Below are 19653 nucleotides of genomic sequence, written 5' to 3'. Positions count from 1 at the left end.
CAACAAACGCTAAACCAACCCGGCTGTTTCTTGGATGCAGCCTGTCTCTCATCCCGCTCGTCATCGCACTGATAACGTTGGTAGTTGCCTGCTACCGTCATGTCTGAAAATTTCAGACGCAGATACATTAATGCAAGAAAACCCCAATAATATGAGCATTCTTTCCCCAGAAGTGATCTTCATTTTCCTTGGTTTCGTACCATCATTCATATACGTCATTCGCCATGAGCACCATAGGAAAGATGAGTTAAAAAGGAACCCTTTTGGCGGATGGTATTTCATTTTTGAATTGGCGTTATCTTTTATGGTAGGACTGATTCCTGCATCGTTATTGAGCCTAATTTTTTACAATGATTATTGGGTCGGTGAGGGTGATATACCTTTTTTGATAACCCTGGTTTCGTTTGTAGTACTAGCACTTTTCCTAGGGGACTGGTTCAGATTCAGCGGTTATAAGCTCCCATTTGGAAAAGGATCGTTCATGCCTTTTATTCGGGAGAATTTGGGTAAAAACCCGTACCCGGAAACCGACGAAGATAGAACCGAAAAAGTGCGGTTAAGTCCACTATTCATGGGGTGTGGACTCTCGTTTATGAGTGCACTGTCCATAATAATTGGGCTGTTATTAATATGGGCAAAATCGTAATGCGAATTTCCACCAAAATCCCGATGCATCTTTAAAGAGTTTGCTAACCTGATCCTGCCTGCACTCAACGCGATGACAGCCCAAAATTACGGTCATCGGCATTGTAAGGCGCACGACAACAATTGAATCCCCGACTAGTTAAGAGTCCCGGATTCTAGGCCTGGCAAGGACCACTGTCATGATCGTAACCACGAAAATTATCGCTGCGGCGAGGTAGAAAACCCAGCTAAGCGAAAATGCGTGCGCCACGTATCCCAGAAGGAACGCGCCGCAACCGGTTCCGGCGTCAAAACTGATGTTCCACACCGCAGAAGCCAACGATAGTTTTTCCTTCGGCAAACGTTGGAACATGCGCAACAAGGATTCATTTTGCACCGCACCAAAGCCCGCACCGAATACCGCTGCCGCCACAACCAGCCACCAAACGGACAATCCCAGCGCCACCACCCCGGACACCGCAGCTAAGCCCATGCAGCCGACAAGCAAAGCCGGTACGGTAACGCTTCCGGCGAATCCCTGACGATCGGCGATAATTCCGGCGCCAAATCGGGAGACCATCTCCAGCAACCCTAAAACCGACAGCGCAATGGCGGAGACACGGACCCCAGACGAGGGCTCAACCTGTTGTGCTGTTGCTGGGAAAAACGTCGACACGGCGGCAAACCCCACCGCCATCGCAGCCATCACTGCCGCGGGCAGGGCAACCGCCCGCCAGGTTGGTGTGGCTGCACGGGCAGGGCCACCACCGACAGGTGCCGCCTTAAGCCGTGGAATCCACAAACACACCACTGCGGCAATTAATCCGACGACCATCGCCGCCACATACACGGGTGTAAATCCGAATCGCTCCGCTGCGAGCATTCCGGCCGGAAGACACATCAATTTTGCGCAACCAACCGTCAAACCTAACAGCCCGGAGGCTTTGCCTAATAGTGCGGGCGGTGCCAATTCCGCCATGAGCGCGGCACCGGCTACTGTCAACGCACCAAACCCCACGCCCCGTAGCCCGGAGACCAGCAAAAGCGGGGCTGCCTCTAAACTCATTATGTGGCCGAGCGCCGGTATTCCCAGCATCACCGCGGAGAACAACACCACTGGTCGGTAACCGAGCCCCCGTAGCAGCGCGGGCGTAATCACTTGTGTGAGCACCGTCGCCGCCATGAAAACACCGGTGACGGCACCCGCGAGCGCTTCTGCCCCACCTGCATGAGATTGAAAAACCGCCAGCGGCACTACCGGCAGTAGCAATGACCAGCTGCCAAATGCTGCGCCCACCGCGATAAACGACGGGATCAGTCCGGGGATCTGCCACAGTTTCAGGTTTGGGGGTGAAGAATGCATAACGAGCATTCTTTTATACCGCAGGTGTCGTTCGCAACACGAGTGGTAGTGCTGTGCCCAAATCCTGGTACTACAGCGCGCCTTTTGTCGATGGAATTCCTGTCAGCCGACTATCGGCTTCCAATGCGCCGCGCAGCGCCCGGGCAACGGCTTTGAATTCCGCTTCGGTGATGTGGTGTGGGTCGCGGCCATAAATGCACCGCAGGTGCAGCGTTATGCGGGCGTGGGTAGCTAGTGTTTCAAAGAAGTGCTGGTTGATGACCGTCGGGTAATGCCCACCGATCACAGAAGTAATCATATAATCGGGTTCGCCAGTGCCCACGTAATAGGGCCGATTGGAGAAATCAACCACGGCCTCACATAGGGTTTCGTCCATCGGTAATTGGAAGGAACCGAATCGCTTAATCCCGCGCTTATCGCCTACTGCCTCGGCTATTGCTTGGCCGAGCACAATCGCGGTGTCTTCTACCGTGTGGTGGGCGTCGATGTGGGTATCGCCCTTGGCTAAGACGTGAAGATCGAAGGCGCCGTGCACCCCGAACGCGGTGAGCATGTGGTCGAAAAACGGCACGCCGGTATCAATGTCTACTGTGCCGGTTCCGTCAAGATTGATGGTGACCGTAATATCCGATTCGCTGGTGGTTCGGCTCACCGTCGCGGTTCGTGGCGAAGTCATAGGGCTTAAGTTTCCTCTAAGTAGTAGTGGGTGGGGTACCGTTACGGGTGGTGGGTTCCGGCGAGTTCTTTCGCGGCGGAAAGGAATGCGTCGTTTTCTTCTGGCAATCCGATTGTAACCCGAAGATATCCGGCCACTCCGACGTCGCGGATGAGCACTCCCCGATCTAGAAATTCCTGCCACATCTGGTGCTGATCCGTAAAAGTGCCGAAGAATAGGAAGTTCGACTCGCTGGGTATTACCTCATAGCCGTATTCCGTCAAGGCCGATTGCACCCGTTCTCGTTCCGCCACCAACGTTGCCACGGTTGATAACGTATCTGCACTGTGCCGCAATGCCGCTATCGCTGCGGCCTGCGACAATACCGACAAGTGATACGGCAGCCGCACCAACAGCACCGCCTCGACGAAGGCTGGGTGGGCGACGAAATACCCCAGCCGCCCGCCGGCAAAGTCGAATGCTTTGCTCATGGTGCGCGACACCACCACCTTGGTGGGATACTTGGCGATCAATTCCACCGCTGATGGCTGTTCGGAAAACTCGGCGTAGGCCTCGTCGATAATGACAATGCCGTCGGCGGCTTCGATGATTCGCTCCATGTCGGCCCGGCTGGTTACGTCACCGGTGGGATTATTCGGTGAGGTGATAAACACAATATCGGGTTTCTCCGCAGCGATCGCCGCCACCGCCGCGTCGCAATCGATGGTGAAATCCGCGCGTCGATCGCAGGAAATAAACTCGGTGTATGTGCTGGTCGACAAGATCGGGTGCATGGAATAGCTGGGCTGGAATCCCATGGCTTTGCGCCCCGGACCGCCGAACGCCTGGAGCAATTGCTGCAGAACTTCATTGGAACCGTTGGCTGCCCAGACGTTATCTTCGGTGACTGCCACGCCGGTTTGGCCAGTGATGTACCGTGCCAGTTCCTGTCGCAATTCCACGCAATCCCGCTCGGGGTAGCGATTGAGTTGTTGGGCTTGTTTTTGCACCAACTCCGTCAATTCCGCGATAAGTGCCGCCGATGGCGGGTACGGGTTTTCGTTGGTATTGAGCCGGACAGCGACATCTAATTGCGGTGCCCCGTAGGCTTTTTCGTTACGCAGTTCCTCCCGCAGCGGCAGCGAGGCAAGCGTCACGTTCGCCGTGCTTATATCGCTTGTCGACGTCTGCAGGTCCCCGGTTTCGGCGGTCGTAGTTTTATCCACTTTTAGTCTCCGTAAAGTAATCCACACAAAGCTAGTTGGTTGAGGGGTTAAAGGTTTTCAAAGCGGGCACGAATCGCCTCGCCGTGGGCTGGCAAATCCTCGGCATCGGCCAAGGTGATGACGGTTTCAGAAATCTCCTTCAACGCCGCCTCGTCATATTCGATGAGATTGACCGGACGGGAGAACGTGTGCGTCGACAAGCCTGCGCTAAACCGCGCCGTGCCGGAGGTGGGCAGCACGTGGTTGGAACCAGCGGAATAATCCCCCAACGGCACCGGTGAGAACCCGCCGACAAAAATTGCGCCCGCGTTCGTGATTTTTTCCGCCACACCACGTGCATCTTCCGTATGGATTTCCAAGTGCTCGGCGGCATATGCATCGGCAACGATGATCGCGGCGGCCATGTCGTCGACAAGCACAATGCCGGACTGTTGCCCTTGCAACGCCGCGGCGACCCGCTCAGCGTTGCGGGTCACTCCGTAGCGCTTTTCCACCTCTTCGGTGACGGCATTCGCCAATTGCTCCGAATCCGTAATCAGCACACTGGCAGCCATGACATCGTGCTCCGCCTGGCTAATGAGGTCGTAGGCCACCCACACGGGGTCCGCGGAATCGTCCGCGATGATCGCGATCTCGGTGGGGCCAGCTTCCGAATCGATACCCACAACGCCGGTGACCAGGCGCTTAGCCGCGGTGACGTAGATATTTCCCGGTCCGGTGATCATATCAACCGGCTCCAAATCGCTGTCATCGTCCCCATAGGCTAACAGGGCAACCGCCTGGGCACCGCCCACAGCCCATACCTCAGTCACACCCAATAGTCCGCAGGCAGCCAAGATCGTCGGGTGCGGCAAGCCATCGAAATCAGCCTGCGGCGGCGATGCCACCACCAAAGACTGCACACCAGCCTCCTGGGCGGGCACGACATTCATGATGACCGATGATGGATATACCGCATTACCGCCTGGTACGTATAACCCCACCCGCGCTACCGGCAGGAATTTCTCGGTCACGGTGGCACCCGGATACAACTCGGTGGTGTGCTCCTGTGGTTTCTGATCCGCATGGACCTGGCGCACCCGCCGAATCGATTCCATTAATGCCGCCTGTACCTGCGGATCCAGATCCGCTACGGCTTTATCAATAGCGGCTTGGGGCACGCGAATGGCCTCGTTATGCACCTGATCGAATGTCTCGCCGTATTCCAAGGCCGCTGTCGCGCCTCGGTGCTTGACGTCTTCAACCACTGGTTGCACCACTGGTAAAACGCTTGCCACATCGGTGCCACCGCGCGGTAGTACCCGACGAAGCTGGTGAGTGGTAGGAACGCTGCCCCGAAGGTCGATGACGTTGAGCACGGTCTGCCTTTCCGCTTGAGAAGAAAACTGCACAGGTTCACATTATTGTGTCATTAGCCCGACACCAGCCCAATTGCATCGTATGGCTTTTAACCCCGAACAGGGCAGATGACGTCAGAACCAACCACAATTTAATGCAGAAACATTCATTATATGCAGTAACGGGCGAATCCTTCACCTCAGCCCGCCCCGAAACCCCACCCACCAGGACACGTCGACAAGCGAGCAAACCACGTTGACAAGCGAGCATCCCATGTCGACAACTGAGTGTGTCCACACCCCAGGAACAAACTCCCGCAACATCTGCCATAAGCACGGATTCAGGTAGGCGATACTTCTGCGCGAATGCCCACAATCAGCTGGTCATACGCCGATCGTCGGTCATGTCAGGTTGCGGGTGTAAGGTTTTGCGCACACCATAAATTTCAAAACCTTACTCTTTATCGTCCCGCCCCCTACCCCACTCTCGTCAAAGGAAACGATGGCACAGAACAACCACCCGGATAGCAATCATGATGAAAATTTGCCGCTGAGCGTCGACGCGTACGCGGTTCAACGAGCTATCGAAACACTGGGCTATACCTACCGTGCCGTCGGTGGTGTGTCCGAGATCGATCCTGCTAAATCCATCGATATTGCACATTCCTTTTGGCCACATCACCACGTCGCCTTCAGCTTTGCAACGCACAACACACGCATGCTCCATATTCAAGGTGACATTTATGGCCGGTTGGATCTATCAGCGGTGGGAAGCGTCGCCAAAACCGTTGACGAGTGGAACGCCGAACGCGTCGGCCCGACCGCTTACTTCACCATTGCCGACGACGCCAGCGTTCACGTGCATTTCCGCACGAGCCTAGCGGTGGCTGAGCCTACCTCCGCTGTGCAATTACAGTCCTTTATCCGAACCGCGCTTGAATCCACGACGATGGCCGTGGATTTCTTCCTGCACCATCACCCCGAGCTTGGCGAAGCACCATCGAATTTAGGCAACCGATTCCCCCAGCATTATGAGCAATTCCCCGCAGACAGCGAAATCCCCACCCCACTGACTGTCTCCCGAATCGTCGCTGGGCTCAGCGACGTGGACATCGAAATAGCGAACAGCACCGACGTGTCAGCCGCAACGTGGATCAACGATATTTTCATGGGTTTTTATGTCGAAACCGGGCCCAGCCTTTTGGTCAAAGGCCAGTGGGATACTGGGTGCGATGCGGAACGTGAATACATGAAGCTTGCCCTGATTTGTAATCAGTGGAATGAAAACCACCCGGAAACCAAGTCTTTTTGTGTCACCGATTCCGACGGTTTACAGCTGCGGGTGGAGTATATCGCCGATTGCGGCGCGGGCTGCACCGACGGGCAATTGGTGTTGAATATCCGATTAGCAATCCACTGTATCCTCGCAGCGATCGACTACATCAGCGTGGAATTTCAGGGATATTGTGCCGTCAGCTGGCCGGAGTAAAACCGCCCTGAATGAGTCTCGGGGTGCTCCCAGTACAACCGCGGCTAGTCTAAATCGCTGACAGTTCGTGCGGCCTTACGCTTTATCGTCAGCGGCTGTCAGGCTTGGTGTTGGTTTTTGTTCCGCCGCTGCATCTTCTACGGTATTGACTTCATCTTCGTCTTTGTTCGGCTCTGCCACTGAATCACCCGATTCGGGTGCGGTTATGTCGTCGACGAAAATAAACACCTGGAACCAAAACACGGTTGTCGCTACCGCAGCAGGTAGAACGTAGCCGGAAATTCCCGGCACCAATCGAGGCACATAGTTAATCTCAGTGCCGGGCGCTAGATCATCCCCCGCCGTTGGGATGTTATAGGCAGTGATTGTCACTATGTCACCCACGTAGTGAAACACCATGGCACCAACGGCACACCACAGCCCAATCCAGCTTAAGAAAATGGCGGTACGATGCGGCCGGTATTTCTTAAACCCCCAGATCGCGATGGCGGCCGCTAAGCAACTTGAGAGGGCAAGGAACCAGAAATAACCGATGAACTCGACGTTATCTTTCGGCTGTAGCTCTAGGCTGCCTTGCTGATCAAGCACCGTGGCCAGGTACCGGGGCCGCAGCAACCCCCACCCCACGGCACATATTCCGTAGCTAAAGATGCAGACCAAAACCACACTGGCGTAGGCACCCACGCCGTTCGGGGCCGAGATTCGCTCCATAGTTTCATGCGGATTTTTGGTGCGTAGCATACGTCTGAGCCTTCATTGCAGTGTCGATGAGTGGACGATTTTCGATACGTGAAAAACTAAAGTCTATTGGCTGAAGTTGGTAAAACCGAAAAAGACCGCTGCGCAGTTTGTGCGTCTCGCGGTCTTTATTCGAGTCAGGTGGCGGATTTCCAAGCCACGGTTTTCACCAATTAGCTGGGATTATTCAGCACAGAAGGTCCAGCGGCCGTTCTCGCGGCGGAAGCGCTGAGTGTTGGTGGTGGTTTCGCCGTCGGAGGTACCGGTAACGGAAGCGGAAGCAACGTCGCCCTGAACGCGGATATCGGTCACGTTGTCAACGTGTGGCTTCGCCTGTGCGAACTGCTCAACCTGGCTCATCGGAACATCCGGGATCTTGTCCAGGTCGAGGGCTTCACGGCCACCGTGTGCGTCAAGTGCAGCTTGGCAGGAGTTGTCTGGGATGTAGGCCATGTAGCTACGCAGGGTGGTGCCGTTGTTGAGGCCGTAAACCAAACCTTCAATGGCTGCCGCGTCTTCAGGGGATGCTGGTGCAGCTTCGATTGGCTGGTGAACAACGGCTGGGATTTCTGGGACCTGGAGATCTTCAGGGATTGCGGTTGCTTCAGGAGCAGCTGGTGTCTCTTCGGTTGGGGATTCAGCTGGCTTGCTCATCTCTTCAGCCACGGTGGTGCTGGCATCAGCAGCGGCGGAAACCGCCTTGGAAGATGCTGCGGCAACCTTGGAGGATGCTGCAGTGGTTGCCTCCTCTTCGGAACCGCAAGCGGCAAGAACAAGGGCACTTGCGGTGATGGCTGCGAATGCGACTTTCTTCATGTTGCTCACGCGGATTCGGCTCTGCACTGTAATTTTCTCCTTTGAGTGTGATGTTAAAACATCAGGTATTTACATCTTTTAAACGCGTATTCTCCCCGGTGAGAATCGGTTGCGTGGATCAGCTTAACAAAGCAATCCTCGTTTTCTACCGGTTCACAGTCAATTGGCAGAATCCTCCCAGCGATTCCCAGCTATTACAGACCGACCACAGCGAATACCCAGCTTGCCGATACCTCACCGTTGCCACATAGCTGTAGTTTTCGGCATGACAGCACAGTTGTACCCACGATGGCATGGACACAGAACTCACAATCAATGCCATCTAACAGAGCGTTAAAACCGAAAGCAGCACTTCGCCCCGCCACAGCTCCCAGTCGAAACTCTCAGTCGAAGCTACCGGCCAAAGTGTGAAACCCACCTAGAGATTCCTGCCCAATCTGCAACCTGGGCGCACCCCGTGCCCCGTATGAGGGCAAAGCGTATGCAACCTTGTTGCATACACGCGGGTAACTTTCCGGTGGCGCGAGTGAATGACAGCTAATATTAAGGTCGTGCAATTAAGCAAGGATTCGATTATTGCGGCCAGTTTGGAAATTCTTAACGCATTCGGCTTAGCCGATATGACGATGCGCCGAGTTGCGACACAACTAGACGTCGCCCCCGGTGCGTTGTACTGGCACTTCAAAAATAAGCAGGCGCTTATCGACGCCACCGCGCGCACAATCCTTGCCGATTTCCTAGACGCGGGCGCCGCCGTCGAACACGAGAACCTAACCGCAGCCTGCATGCATATGCGGCTATCAATGTTGGAGCACCGCGACGGCGCAGAATTGGTAAGTGCCGCGCTCACCAATTCCCAATTGCGCAGCGAAGTATTAGAAGTATTCGCCGCGACGCTACCGGACTCAGCACCTGCCGCCGGGGTCGCCACTGCACTGCATTTTGTTGTCGGTGCAACAGTTTTTGAGCAGACGGAGTACCTGCGAATCGCCGCGGAACCTCAAGTGGGGGCGATAGAAACTGAGGAAAACCCGCTGGTACAGGCACAATTGGCGGCGGAAAAACAATTTGGGATGGGTTTGACAATAATCACCACCGGATTAGCTCACATCTAGCGCTAAAATAGCGCTATGACTGATTCACCCACGGCTTCCGCACGCAAAATCTGGCCCGGCGATGCTTATCCGCTGGGATCAAAATACGACGGTGCAGGAACAAACTTTGCCATCTTTTCTGACGTTGCAGAAAAGGTTGAGCTTTGCCTCATCGACGAGGCAGGCACCGAAGAACGCATCAATTTAGAGGAAGTCGACGCCCACACCTGGCACTGCTATCTACCTGGCGTCCAGCCCGGCCAACGCTACGGCTACCGCATCCACGGACCGTACGACCCTGCAAATGGCAAGCGCTGTGATTCCAACAAACTATTGGTGGATCCCTACGCCCGGGCGTTTGATGGTGAATTCGACGGTCACCCATCGCTGTTTAGCTACGACATCACCAAACCGTACGACATAAACTCGCGCAACACCGAGGATTCCCTAGGCCATACAATGCTATCGGTCGTGGTTAATCCGTTTTTCGATTGGGGTTCCGACCGGGCACCGAAGATTCCCTACCACGAAACCGTCATCTACGAGGCCCATGTTAAGGGCATGACCATGACGCATCCGGATGTCCCCAAGGACCTTCGGGGCACTTACGCGGGGCTGGCTCATCCGGCGATTATCAAGTACTTAAAAGATCTGGGTGTCACGGCTATCGAATTAATGCCGGTGCACCAATTCCTCCAAGACGACCGGTTGCGTGAACTTGGGCTGCGCAACTACTGGGGGTACAACACATTCGGTTTCTTCGCGCCGCAACAGGATTATGCGGCAAACCGGCAGCCGGGTGGGGCGGTATCCGAATTCAAAGGCATGGTGCGGGCGTTCCACGAAGCCGGAATCGAAGTCATCCTTGACGTGGTCTACAACCACACCGCCGAAGGTAACCACCTCGGCCCAACCATCGCGTTCCGGGGCATCGATAACGAAGCCTACTACCGGCTTGTCGACGGCTCCAAGGCCTACTACATGGATTACACCGGCACCGGTAACTCCCTGAACGTGCGCGATCCGCATTCGCTGCAATTAATCATGGATTCGTTGCGGTATTGGGTCACCGAAATGCATGTCGACGGCTTCCGGTTCGACCTCGCCTCGACATTAGCCCGGGAGCTTAACGACGTCGATAAGCTAGCAACATTCTTCGACCTCGTGCAGCAAGACCCAGTAGTATCCCGAGTCAAACTCATCGCCGAACCGTGGGATGTCGGCGAAGGCGGCTACCAGGTAGGCAACTTCCCACCTTTGTGGACGGAATGGAACGGAAAATACCGGGATACCGTACGGGACTTCTGGCGGGGTGAGCCCTCGACGCTTGGCGAGTTCGCCTCCCGCATCACCGGTTCCTCCGACCTCTACGCCAATAACGGACGCCGCCCCACCGCCTCGATTAACTTCGTCACCGCCCACGACGGTTTTACATTGAACGACCTGGTCAGTTACAACGAAAAACACAACATGGCCAACGGCGAAGACAACCGCGACGGCGAATCACACAACAGGTCGTGGAACTGTGGCGTAGAAGGCCCCACCGAAGACCCGGAGATCATTGCATTACGCGCCCGGCAACGCCGCAACTTCCTCACCACCCTGCTGCTCAGCCAAGGCACCCCCATGATTGCGCATGGCGACGAAATCGCCCGCACCCAAAACGGCAATAACAACGTCTATTGCCAAGACAACGAATTGGCATGGATGGATTGGAGCCTGACGGAAACCAACAAGGACCTCCTGGACTTCACGAAACGCCTGATCCGCATCCGCGCTAACCACCCGGTATTTAGGCGACGTCGCTTCCTCGCCGGTGGTCCCCTTGGCGCGGACGCACCCGACCGCGATATTGCATGGTTGGTGCCATCCGGAAAGCTCATGACCCAAGGCGACTGGGAATTCGCCTTTGGCAAATCGCTGATGGTGTATCTCAACGGTCGGAACATCGCCGAACCCGACGACCGCGGCCAGGCGATCAAAGATGACTCATTCCTGTTGATGTTCAACGCCCACTGGGATGACATCGAATTCACCCTGCCTGGCAAGCAATTCGGCCGCAGCTGGAAACTCATCGTCGATACCACCGAGAACACTGGTTACCCGGTGGAAGACAAGACCATCGCGGCCGACGGTTCCATCGTCGTACCCGCCCGCTCCATCATCATCTTCCGCCAGATCGAATCCCCGGTTCCAGAGGCCTACGTCAAGTGCGAACAGGACGGCCATGACCACTCCGGAGACTCCGACGCAATGATGTGCGAGATGAATTCGAATCCCCCAGGTGAGGATCACGAGCCGCCGACGCAGCACTCCGAGCAAAATGGCGACGATCTCCACGAGCGATACTTCGGCACCTCCATTCCTGGAAGCCGCAAGGAACGGACAACAAGCCAGGCTACACCCAGGGTGGCGTCGACAAGCAACCCACCATCGACCATCGACGATTACTCGATCAACTCCGCCACCTACGATCAAACGCGCCGCTAACGGCACCACAGCGCCGCTTTCTGGGAAAAGAGCTTGCACAACTTTGTCACATCAAAGGTGTGTAAGCTTGGGTCTCCGTGCTTTACAACTTAGGGTCGAAGACAACGAAAGGTTAAAAGTAGATGTCTACAATCGCCGCATACGGTGCAACGCTGCATGTGACAAACAATGGAATCAGGCTCAGCCCAAGCCTCCTCGCAGCTGCGCTCGGTAGCGACGATCGCACGTTTAGCCTTTCGGACACAACCACGGTAGAAACCGTCGTCGCACCCACCCCGCATGCCATAGGCTGGGTGCAGCTGAGCGGAATACCTCAGATTTTCAGGTTCGCGCCGGGGACGACGCAGCAACAAGAAGCGTTCATTGCCGCCGTGTCCGCCGCGCTGCGGGGCGAAGCCGGTGGTGCGGTGCCTGGCTTGAATTTCGTGGGCATTGATGTCGAAACCGCGAACGCGGATTGGGGATCGATCTGCCAGATTGGCATCGTGGAGGTTATCGACGGTGCCATTGGCAAGACACAGTGTTGGTTGTGTCAGCCGCCGACGTCGTTGAGCGAATTCGACCCGGCCAATATCGCAATCCATGGCATTCAACCGGAAGATGTCGCCGATGCCCCGCCGTTTGCTGAAGTCCTCGCCGAAGTTGTAGCTGCCGTTGGCCAGTCGCCGCTGGTGGCGCACAATGCCCAATTCGATTTCACCGCGTTCTCCCGCGCCTGTGCTGCCGCGCAGGTTCCGACCCCGAAGTGGGATTTCGCCTGCTCGCTGGCGGCCTCCCGCGCGGCAAAGTTGGGGGTGGTAAGCCACAGGTTGCCGGTTGTTGCGAATTTCTTAGACGTTCCGCTGCGTAAACACCACGATGCGGCCGCCGATGCGGAAGCCTGCGCCGGGATTCTCGTCAATCTGGCGTTGCGCGCTGGCTACAGCGGTTCGTTGAACGAAGTGTTTTCTAGCTTCGGTTTCAGTATGGGCAATCTCAACGACAAGCGGGTTTACCCGGTGCTGAATAATCCGCCGTCAACGCGTCTTGCGCAAACCGGTACAACCGACGTAGCCGAGGAGAAGCCGCAGCGCCGGTCCGCGCCGCAGCCGCGCTGGGCGAAAGCTGCCACGCCGGAAGTCATTCCGGCGGCCAATCTGGAGGCGGACCCGAACCACCCACTATTCGGCCATAACGTCACCTTGACGGGTGATTTCGAGCCGTTCGATAAGGGCCTGCTGTGGGAGAAAATGGCGGCGGTTGGGGCGACCATCGGCAAGAATGTGACCAAGAAAACCACGATGTTGGTGATGGGGCCGTGGGATTCGGTAACGTCCAAACAAAAACGCGCCGAAGAGCTCATCGACAAGGGACAGGACATCGTCATGTGGCAATCCGCCCAGCTTTTCGACGCATTAGGGCTATCCGTCGAAGATGCCGCCGACGATCAACCACCGTTCTAATCACCCACCCATAAAAACGGCTAGGAAAATTCCATTTTTGGGGGCGGTCGGAAAGTTTTTTCCTCCAACAGGGAACCAAACCGCCACGTGAGTGAGTCAAACAATATAAAGGGTTTTTAACGAAACGAGGTTTGGCTCATGACTGTCGCATCCATTTCCACCGCAATCACACCACCATCGGCGCAACTTGCACCAGCCAATTTGGGTTTGACTCTGGTTGAATCCGGTGACGCAAATGCCGACGAACGCAGCACGGATGGCTACCATTCGGTTCCCGCCGAAGTGGCACTGGCGGCCACGCTGCGGGCGCAATTCCGGTGCGGTTCGACGATCCTCAGTCACGAGGCGCTAGCCGCCATGAACCTGACCACGCGCCAGGCGTGGAACCGGGCCGCGACGAATATGATTGCACTGGAATGTGATGGTTATGGGGTCGCGGTTCGCACTCGCCCCAGTAGGTTTCTCAGCGACCAGAAAACACCGGGGCTTCAGGTAGATTTTCGCCATAGCTCCCCTACCGCCTGGCTGGCACACCCGCATACGTTTAATACGTTGTATTTTCACCTTTGCACTCTCATCGGCGAGGAGGTGTGCTTCTACCTACCAACAACCGACATCCTCTTGGCGGTCGGCTTACGGGACGATCGTGTGGACATCGAATCGTGGTTATCAAGTACCGAAATGTTTCGCCCTACCAGTGCCCAGCGGGTCTATTACCGGGGTGGTTTTCCTTCTACACGGCCACCGGCATCTCAACCGGCACCACCGGTCACCGCAACGCTGCCGGCGACGGCAAGGCGTCGAAAAGCACAATCCTTAATCCGGCGGGTCGCTTGATAAACTGCCGAAACTGAGTATCCTGTCTTGCTGGTACGTCGACCGTTTTAGTAAAACCGAAAGAACAAGCCCCGTGAATAGCGCCAATATTTCCCAGTTGCACCGCAACTACCAGGCATTTCTTTCAGCCCACCCCACGGCTGCGCAAGATTTTTCCGATGCCATCGAGGATGTTCTTTCGGAATTCGGTCTCACCTACGACAGGATCAGCGTCCGGATCAAAGAATGGCGGTCGCTGCGCGCCAAGGCCAAGAAACGCCGCGCCGACAACAGTCTCGTCTATCCCGATCCGTGGTCCGATATTCACGACATCATCGGGGTACGAATCACCACCTATCATTCCGCGGAAATCCCGCAGATTGTCGACGCATTAAGCGACATGTTCGAGGTGGTGCGCAGCGTCGACAAGGCCGCGCAAACCCGGTTAACCGGCGACTTCGGATACGGCTCGCATCATCTTATTCTCAAAGTCGATACCCGTGTCGAAGAACTGCGCGACTATATCGGCTGGGAATTTGAGGTTCAGATTAGAACCGTCCTCCAACACGCTTGGGCGGAATTTGAGCACGACATTCGGTATAAACGAAGCGGCGACGAACTGGCCCCGGAAGTGGACCGCGCGTTCACCCTCGCCGCCGGACTCATCGAATTGGCGGATCAGCAATTCGACATGATCGCCGCAGTGAAAGAACCCGCCCCCGTTTCAAGCGATTCCGATTTTGACGTCGAATTCAGCGCCAAAACGCTACCTGGGGTTCTGACCGTGTTGCAGGGAAATCGTTTTCCCCAGTCCCGGTCAGAGCATTACCAGTGGCTGGAAGAACTATTGCACGCCAATGGGATCACCACGGTCGCCCAGCTCAAAGACTTGCTTGCCGATAAAGCCGTCGAGCGGGTGCAACGTGCTCTCGGGTACCGGTTCCAGCCGGGGCATGTGCGCATCATCGATGATCTGCTGTTGGATAAATACGGACAGCAACACATCGAACGCACCGGAACCACTGGCAAATATTCTGCCCAGCGCCGCGGTCGACTGCGCAAGCGGTTAGCGCAGCTGAAAGCCGCAATGACCGAGGAATCCCCTACTTCCTAATGCCGGTTGCGTAAAACGCCCTAGCGGCGGCGTATCCCCTGAAGCCGGTCGATTTCACGGCGTTCCTTCTTCGTCGGCCGACCGGCGCCGCGATCCCGGCGCGGCATGGAGAGGATGATCTCTTTGTCCGGCGGTGGCGGCGAATGATCGATATAGCAACTGCGGGCTAGGGGTGCGCCGACTCGTTTTTTAATGGTGGCAACAACCTCTACCGTGCGGAGCCGGTGATCCGCCCATACGGTGACGGTGTCGCCGGGGACTACCTGCTGCGACGGCTTCACCGAATGGCCGTTGAGTTTAACGTGTCCCGCCTTGCAGGCGTCTGCGGCGGCGGAACGGGTTTTCAGCAGCCGAACCGCCCACACCCAGGAGTCGATGCGTACCGGTTCGGAGTGTGCTGAAAAGTCCAGTGTCATGCGTGGCCTTACGGTCTTTAGTAGTTGTCTTTGTGGTTGACGATCTGGTTGACCTTGCGCCAGAAGTACCCGACACCGGCGATGCCGAGCAGGAGGAAAAATACGAACACCGATAGCTGGCCCGATAAAGCCCAGAGCACTAATCCGGTACCGACGGTACCGACGCCGGTTTGCAGCGCCAGCCGGGAGTACCGCCGAACGGCTTGTTTACGTTGTTCGATGGGATTGCTGGGACGTGGTTGAAGTGTCATGGTTTCTTATTCTATTCCACCCATGCACTGCCGGAGGAACGCAAGTGTGGTTGTTCGCCCAAAAGGGCGGCTACCTGGCCGGTGAGTTCGTCGGAGGTGCCGGGTTCTATCGCCATGGTGATGGTGACGTTTGCGCCGTAGGTGACGTCGTAGATGGCAATGCCGCGGCTGCGTAGTTCCGATTCCACCCGTCCTGCCGCCGCGTGGCTGAAGTGGCCGGTATATAGTTCTTTGCGGCTGCGAGTGACCGCGCGGACAAGGGGGAGGCATTGGGCGACGGAGTCGGAATAGGCGTGTACTAGTCCCCCGGCGCCGAGTTTAATGCCGCCGAAGTACCGCACGGTGACGGCGGCGATGTCCAGCATCCCGGAACCGCGTAGCACGTCAAGCATGGGGGTTCCGGCGGTGCCGGAGGGTTCGCCGTCGTCGCTGGATCGTTCGACGGGGTTGGCGTCGTCGACGTGGTAGATATAGGCCGAGCAGTGGTGCCTGGCATCCGGGTAGCGGCGCTTGATGTCGGCGATGAATGCTCGTGCGTTCGTTTCCGATTCCACGCGGGTGATGAAGGTGAGAAATTTTGAGCGTTTTATTTCCAGTTGGTGGAAGAATTCTTCATCAGCTACGGGGCGGCGGTACATAGGTTGCTAGTCTAAAACACCGCCACCGGCTTTTTAAAAGGCTCACAATCTTCACCTCTCACCTGTGCTTGTTGGTTAAACTTGGGGGCATGTCTATTTCGCTGGTTTATCCACCCACCTTTGATTCGGCTGGCCGGAAGGTTCGGGAATTTCGATTGTGGGCGCCGTATGCCGAATCGGCGGAATTGGTGTTGCGGGGTGAATCGCTGCCGATGGCCCATGAAGGTGAGTTTTTCCACGTTAGGGCTCCGGCTGCGCATGGGGATCGCTATGGGTTTCGGCTTCTGAAGTCCACTGGTTGGACGCAGGTGCTTCCCGATCCGGAGTCTCAGTGGCAACCAGAGCAGGTGGCGGGTTTCAGCGCTGTTGTGGATTCCGATGTCGATTGGGGTGCGGACGGTGCGTTTCAGCCGTGTTTCGACGTGATCTATGAGCTGCATGTTGGGACGTTTTCTGATTCCGGTGATTTTGCCGGGGTGGAGCACGCATTGCCGTACCTGGCGGAGTTGGGGGTGACTGCCATTGAGTTAATGCCGGTGCAGCCGGTTAGTGGGAGATGGAATTGGGGTTACGATGGTGTGCTGTTCCATGCGGTTAGCGAGCGCTATGGCGGGCCGCTGGGGTTAAAGCGGTTGGTGAAGGCGGCGCATGCCCACGGCATCGCGGTGATCCTTGATGTGGTGTATAACCACTTCGGAATGGAGGGCAATTACGTCAACGCCTTCGGTCCGTATTCCACTGCGGATACGCCGTGGGGTGCTGGGGTTAATCTGAGTAACCCGCAGGTTAGGCACTATGTGTTATCGGCGGCGAACCGGTGGTTGACGGAGTTTCGGGTTGATGGGCTGCGGCTTGATGCAACGCATGCCTATGCCGATAAAGGGATCCTTCGGGAATTTTCCGAGCTGCCCGGGGTGATGATCGCCGAGGATTTGCAGGACGAAGCGAACTTGCCTGTCGACGCCCAGTGGAACGACCAGTTGCATCATGCCCTGCATACCGTGGTGTCCGGGGAATCGCACGCGTATTTCGCCGACTTTGGCCAGGTAGAACAACTGGTTGCGCAGTTGCAGTTACGCTACCCGAGCGTGGTGTACACCACCACCCACGACCAGGTGGGAAATCGGCCACGGGGAGATCGGCCAAGCATGTCGCTTTCTGCGGAGCAACAAATATTCAAGATCGCCCTAATCGCAGCCCTTGATGCGTGGGTGATGCTGTTTATGGGTGAAGAATACGGCGCCCAAACGCCGTTTCCGTTCTTTTGCGACCACGAAAGCGCGCAGCTTCGCCACGACACTGTGTGGTTTCGTGGCCGGATGTTTATCGAACACGGTTTGACGCAGCCACCGATTGATCCCACCTCACCGGAGGCGTTTTACCAGGCAGTGTTGGATTTTCGCGGCGACCCGGTAGTGGCAGATGGCTACCGCAGTATTTTAGCTTTGCGACGCTCCCACCCGATCCGTTCCCAGGAAGTAGCACATATTCCGGGAGGTTCCGTGATTGCGTTAGTGGGTGCCGACCACGCGTTGCTGGCGAATTGCTCTCACGAACCGGTGGACCTGACGGAAGAGGATTGCCACAGACTCGCGCCTTCCATCCGCTTGGCGGAATCTACCGTGGTGTTCGCTTCCCCGGCAACCCATGAAGCGGGTAGTAGCCTCGGTGGCACCGTGGCCCTCGCCCCGTGGTCGGTGCTGTGGCTTGCGCTGCCTTAAAAATCAGCTCACGACGAATTCGTATTCCGGGGTGCCAGGTTTCAAGTGCTGGCAGGTGATCCGGGAGGCTTCCATGCGCTCAATAAGGCCGTCGAAGTCGCTGGCCTTACCCAATTGCAATCCCACCAATGCGGTCCCGGTTTCCCGGTTATTGCGCTTGAGATATTCAAAAAGCGTGATGTCGTCATCTGGGCCCAAAATATCGGATAGGAAACTACGCAATTGCCCCGGTTCTTGCGGGAAATTCACGAGGAAATAGTGTTTCAGCCCCCGGTGCACCAAGGAACGCTCCACCACTTCCGCGTACCGCAGTACATCGTTATTGCCGCCGGAAATGATGCACACCACCACTTCACCTGGGGTGAGGTTTAATTCGTGCAAGGCCGTGGCCGATAACGCCCCAGCCGGTTCCGCGATGATTCCCTCGTTTTGATACAGCTCGATCATCTCGGTGCACACGGCACCTTCCGACACCACCATAGGGTGCAACCTACCGAGGTTAGCCTCAATGATCTTGTAATTAAGATCGCCGATTCGTTTAACCGCGGCACCATCGACAAACGGGTCGATGCTGTCCAAGGTCACGGGCCCATCTGCCGCCAACGCCGCCGCCAAGCTCGCGGCACCTTTGGGTTCCACCCCCACCACCGCGGTGCGGGGCGCTAATTCCGCGAGATAGCTTAAAACGCCGGAAATCAATCCGCCGCCGCCAACTGGAACAACAATCGTGTCCGGCGACTTGCCTAAGGCACTGAGCTGCGCGAGAATCTCGGCGGCGACCGTACCTTGGCCGATAATGGTATCCCGGTCCGCAAAAGGTTCCACCACCGTCGCGCCGGTTTCTTTGGCAAAAGCGTGCGCTGCTTGGGACGCTTCATCAAAATTGGCGCCGGTGACCACCAATTCCACGTTGTCGCCACCGTGGATCATGATCCGATCGCGTTTTTGCTTCGGGGTGGCAGCCGGGACGAAAATGTGCCCGGTTATCCCCATCGTCCGGCACGCCAACGCCACCCCTTGGGCGTGGTTACCGGCAGAAGCCGCAACGATACCTGCGGCCCGTTGGGCGTCGTCAAGCTGCGAAATGGCGTTGACCGCGCCACGGATCTTATAGGAACGCACGTCCTGGAGGTCCTCGCGCTTAAGGTACACCTCGCAGCCGGTGAGGTTGGACAACCGGGGGCAATACTGAAGCGGCGTGGGGGCGATGGTCGCAGAAATTCGTGCCTGTGCCAGCTGAATATCGGCAGCGTGGATCGCCTCATCGGCGAAGGAGCTAGCAGTGGCGGTCGAATGCTCTGCGGTTTTGTTCATAGCCTTACAGCATAGACCGTTTCCATACTTCGAATACAACCAGCATCAACCAACCGCACGATTAGCCCCGCTATTAACCGATCGCACCACGTTCGGTGAGACAGGTGAG

General features: G+C 56.5%; 19 protein-coding genes. 9 read left to right on the top strand and 10 right to left on the bottom strand.

All coding sequences use genetic code 11. The features are described from left to right. Nucleotides 1-151 precede the first annotated feature (151 nt). A complete protein-coding gene (locus tag Q4D85_RS08930) occupies nt 152-646 on the top strand; it encodes a hypothetical protein (protein WP_303199800.1) in 495 nt (164 codons plus the stop codon). Between the two features lie 138 nt (nt 647-784). Here the strand turns inward: Q4D85_RS08930 and Q4D85_RS08925 are convergent, their stop codons facing one another. From Q4D85_RS08925 to hisD, 4 genes are all read right to left on the bottom strand, one after another. Beyond that, a complete protein-coding gene (locus Q4D85_RS08925) occupies nt 785-1987 on the bottom strand; it encodes an MFS transporter (RefSeq protein ID WP_303199799.1) in 1203 nt (400 codons plus the stop codon). Nucleotides 1988-2057: 70 nt separating this feature from the next. Further along, the gene (hisB, locus tag Q4D85_RS08920; protein ID WP_303199798.1) at nt 2058-2663 is read right to left on the bottom strand and encodes an imidazoleglycerol-phosphate dehydratase HisB; all 606 of its coding nucleotides are present in this window, start codon (nt 2661-2663) and stop codon (nt 2058-2060) included. Nucleotides 2664-2704: 41 nt separating this feature from the next. Next, nucleotides 2705-3814 (bottom strand): histidinol-phosphate transaminase, encoded by a 1110-nt coding sequence (locus Q4D85_RS08915; RefSeq protein ID WP_303199805.1) that lies wholly within the window; start codon nt 3812-3814, stop codon nt 2705-2707. A gap of 101 nt (nt 3815-3915) precedes the next feature. After that, nucleotides 3916-5226 carry a histidinol dehydrogenase gene (hisD, locus tag Q4D85_RS08910; RefSeq protein ID WP_303199803.1) on the bottom strand — a complete coding sequence of 437 codons (1311 nt, stop codon included), beginning with the start codon at nt 5224-5226 and terminating at the stop codon, nt 3916-3918. Nucleotides 5227-5707: 481 nt separating this feature from the next. Here hisD and Q4D85_RS08905 point away from each other — a divergent pair, with 481 nt between their 5' ends. After that, the gene (locus Q4D85_RS08905; protein ID WP_303199797.1) at nt 5708-6694 is read left to right on the top strand and encodes a YbjN domain-containing protein; all 987 of its coding nucleotides are present in this window, start codon (nt 5708-5710) and stop codon (nt 6692-6694) included. A 75-nt stretch (nt 6695-6769) separates the two neighbouring features. Here Q4D85_RS08905 and Q4D85_RS08900 read toward each other — a convergent pair whose 3' ends face one another. After that, on the bottom strand, nt 6770-7435 hold the full coding sequence (locus Q4D85_RS08900) for a hypothetical protein (protein ID WP_303199796.1): 666 nt from the start codon (nt 7433-7435) through the stop codon (nt 6770-6772). Nucleotides 7436-7615: 180 nt separating this feature from the next. After that, entirely contained in the window at nt 7616-8275 is a 660-nt protein-coding gene (locus tag Q4D85_RS08895) for a hypothetical protein (protein ID WP_303199795.1), read from the bottom strand. Between the two features lie 86 nt (nt 8276-8361). On the opposite strand from Q4D85_RS08895, the gene Q4D85_RS08890 reads away from it, so the two are divergent. The 6 genes from Q4D85_RS08890 to Q4D85_RS08865 all read left to right on the top strand — a co-directional run bounded on the left by Q4D85_RS08890 (nt 8362) and on the right by Q4D85_RS08865 (nt 15204). Next, nucleotides 8362-8499, top strand: coding sequence for a hypothetical protein (locus tag Q4D85_RS08890; RefSeq protein ID WP_303199793.1), 138 nt, complete (start codon nt 8362-8364; stop codon nt 8497-8499). Between the two features lie 279 nt (nt 8500-8778). Next, nucleotides 8779-9363 (top strand): TetR family transcriptional regulator, encoded by a 585-nt coding sequence (locus Q4D85_RS08885; RefSeq protein ID WP_303199792.1) that lies wholly within the window; start codon nt 8779-8781, stop codon nt 9361-9363. Between the two features lie 15 nt (nt 9364-9378). After that, complete coding sequence (gene glgX / locus Q4D85_RS08880; RefSeq protein ID WP_303199790.1) at nt 9379-11832, top strand: glycogen debranching protein GlgX; 2454 nt, start codon at nt 9379-9381, stop codon at nt 11830-11832. Nucleotides 11833-11954: 122 nt separating this feature from the next. Continuing rightward, on the top strand, nt 11955-13274 hold the full coding sequence (locus tag Q4D85_RS08875) for an exonuclease domain-containing protein (RefSeq protein WP_303199789.1): 1320 nt from the start codon (nt 11955-11957) through the stop codon (nt 13272-13274). Nucleotides 13275-13412: 138 nt separating this feature from the next. Further along, the gene (locus tag Q4D85_RS08870) at nt 13413-14111 is read left to right on the top strand and encodes a hypothetical protein (RefSeq protein WP_303199788.1); all 699 of its coding nucleotides are present in this window, start codon (nt 13413-13415) and stop codon (nt 14109-14111) included. A gap of 73 nt (nt 14112-14184) precedes the next feature. Beyond that, nucleotides 14185-15204, top strand: a complete 1020-nt coding sequence (locus tag Q4D85_RS08865; RefSeq protein ID WP_303199787.1) for a GTP pyrophosphokinase family protein — start codon at nt 14185-14187, stop codon at nt 15202-15204. A gap of 20 nt (nt 15205-15224) precedes the next feature. Here the strand turns inward: Q4D85_RS08865 and Q4D85_RS08860 are convergent, their stop codons facing one another. The 3 genes from Q4D85_RS08860 to Q4D85_RS08850 are packed head-to-tail and all read right to left on the bottom strand — an operon-like array spanning nt 15225 to nt 16509. Continuing rightward, on the bottom strand, nt 15225-15620 hold the full coding sequence (locus Q4D85_RS08860) for an RNA-binding S4 domain-containing protein (protein ID WP_303199785.1): 396 nt from the start codon (nt 15618-15620) through the stop codon (nt 15225-15227). Between the two features lie 17 nt (nt 15621-15637). Beyond that, on the bottom strand, nt 15638-15871 hold the full coding sequence (locus tag Q4D85_RS08855; RefSeq protein ID WP_303199784.1) for a hypothetical protein: 234 nt from the start codon (nt 15869-15871) through the stop codon (nt 15638-15640). Between the two features lie 11 nt (nt 15872-15882). Then, on the bottom strand, nt 15883-16509 hold the full coding sequence (locus tag Q4D85_RS08850; protein WP_303199783.1) for a YigZ family protein: 627 nt from the start codon (nt 16507-16509) through the stop codon (nt 15883-15885). Nucleotides 16510-16598: 89 nt separating this feature from the next. Between Q4D85_RS08850 and Q4D85_RS08845 the strand changes: the two genes are divergently transcribed. Beyond that, nucleotides 16599-18230 carry an alpha-amylase family glycosyl hydrolase gene (locus Q4D85_RS08845; RefSeq protein WP_303199780.1) on the top strand — a complete coding sequence of 544 codons (1632 nt, stop codon included), beginning with the start codon at nt 16599-16601 and terminating at the stop codon, nt 18228-18230. A gap of 3 nt (nt 18231-18233) precedes the next feature. Here Q4D85_RS08845 and ilvA read toward each other — a convergent pair whose 3' ends face one another. After that, nucleotides 18234-19544, bottom strand: a complete 1311-nt coding sequence (ilvA, locus tag Q4D85_RS08840; protein ID WP_303199778.1) for a threonine ammonia-lyase IlvA — start codon at nt 19542-19544, stop codon at nt 18234-18236. Between the last annotated feature and the right edge of the window lie 109 nt (nt 19545-19653).

This window comes from Corynebacterium sp. (genome assembly GCF_030532965.1).
Taxonomy (GTDB): Bacteria; Actinomycetota; Actinomycetes; order Mycobacteriales; family Mycobacteriaceae; genus Corynebacterium.
Note: the sequence above shows the minus strand (reverse complement) of the source record. Positions and strands in the feature narration are given on the sequence as shown.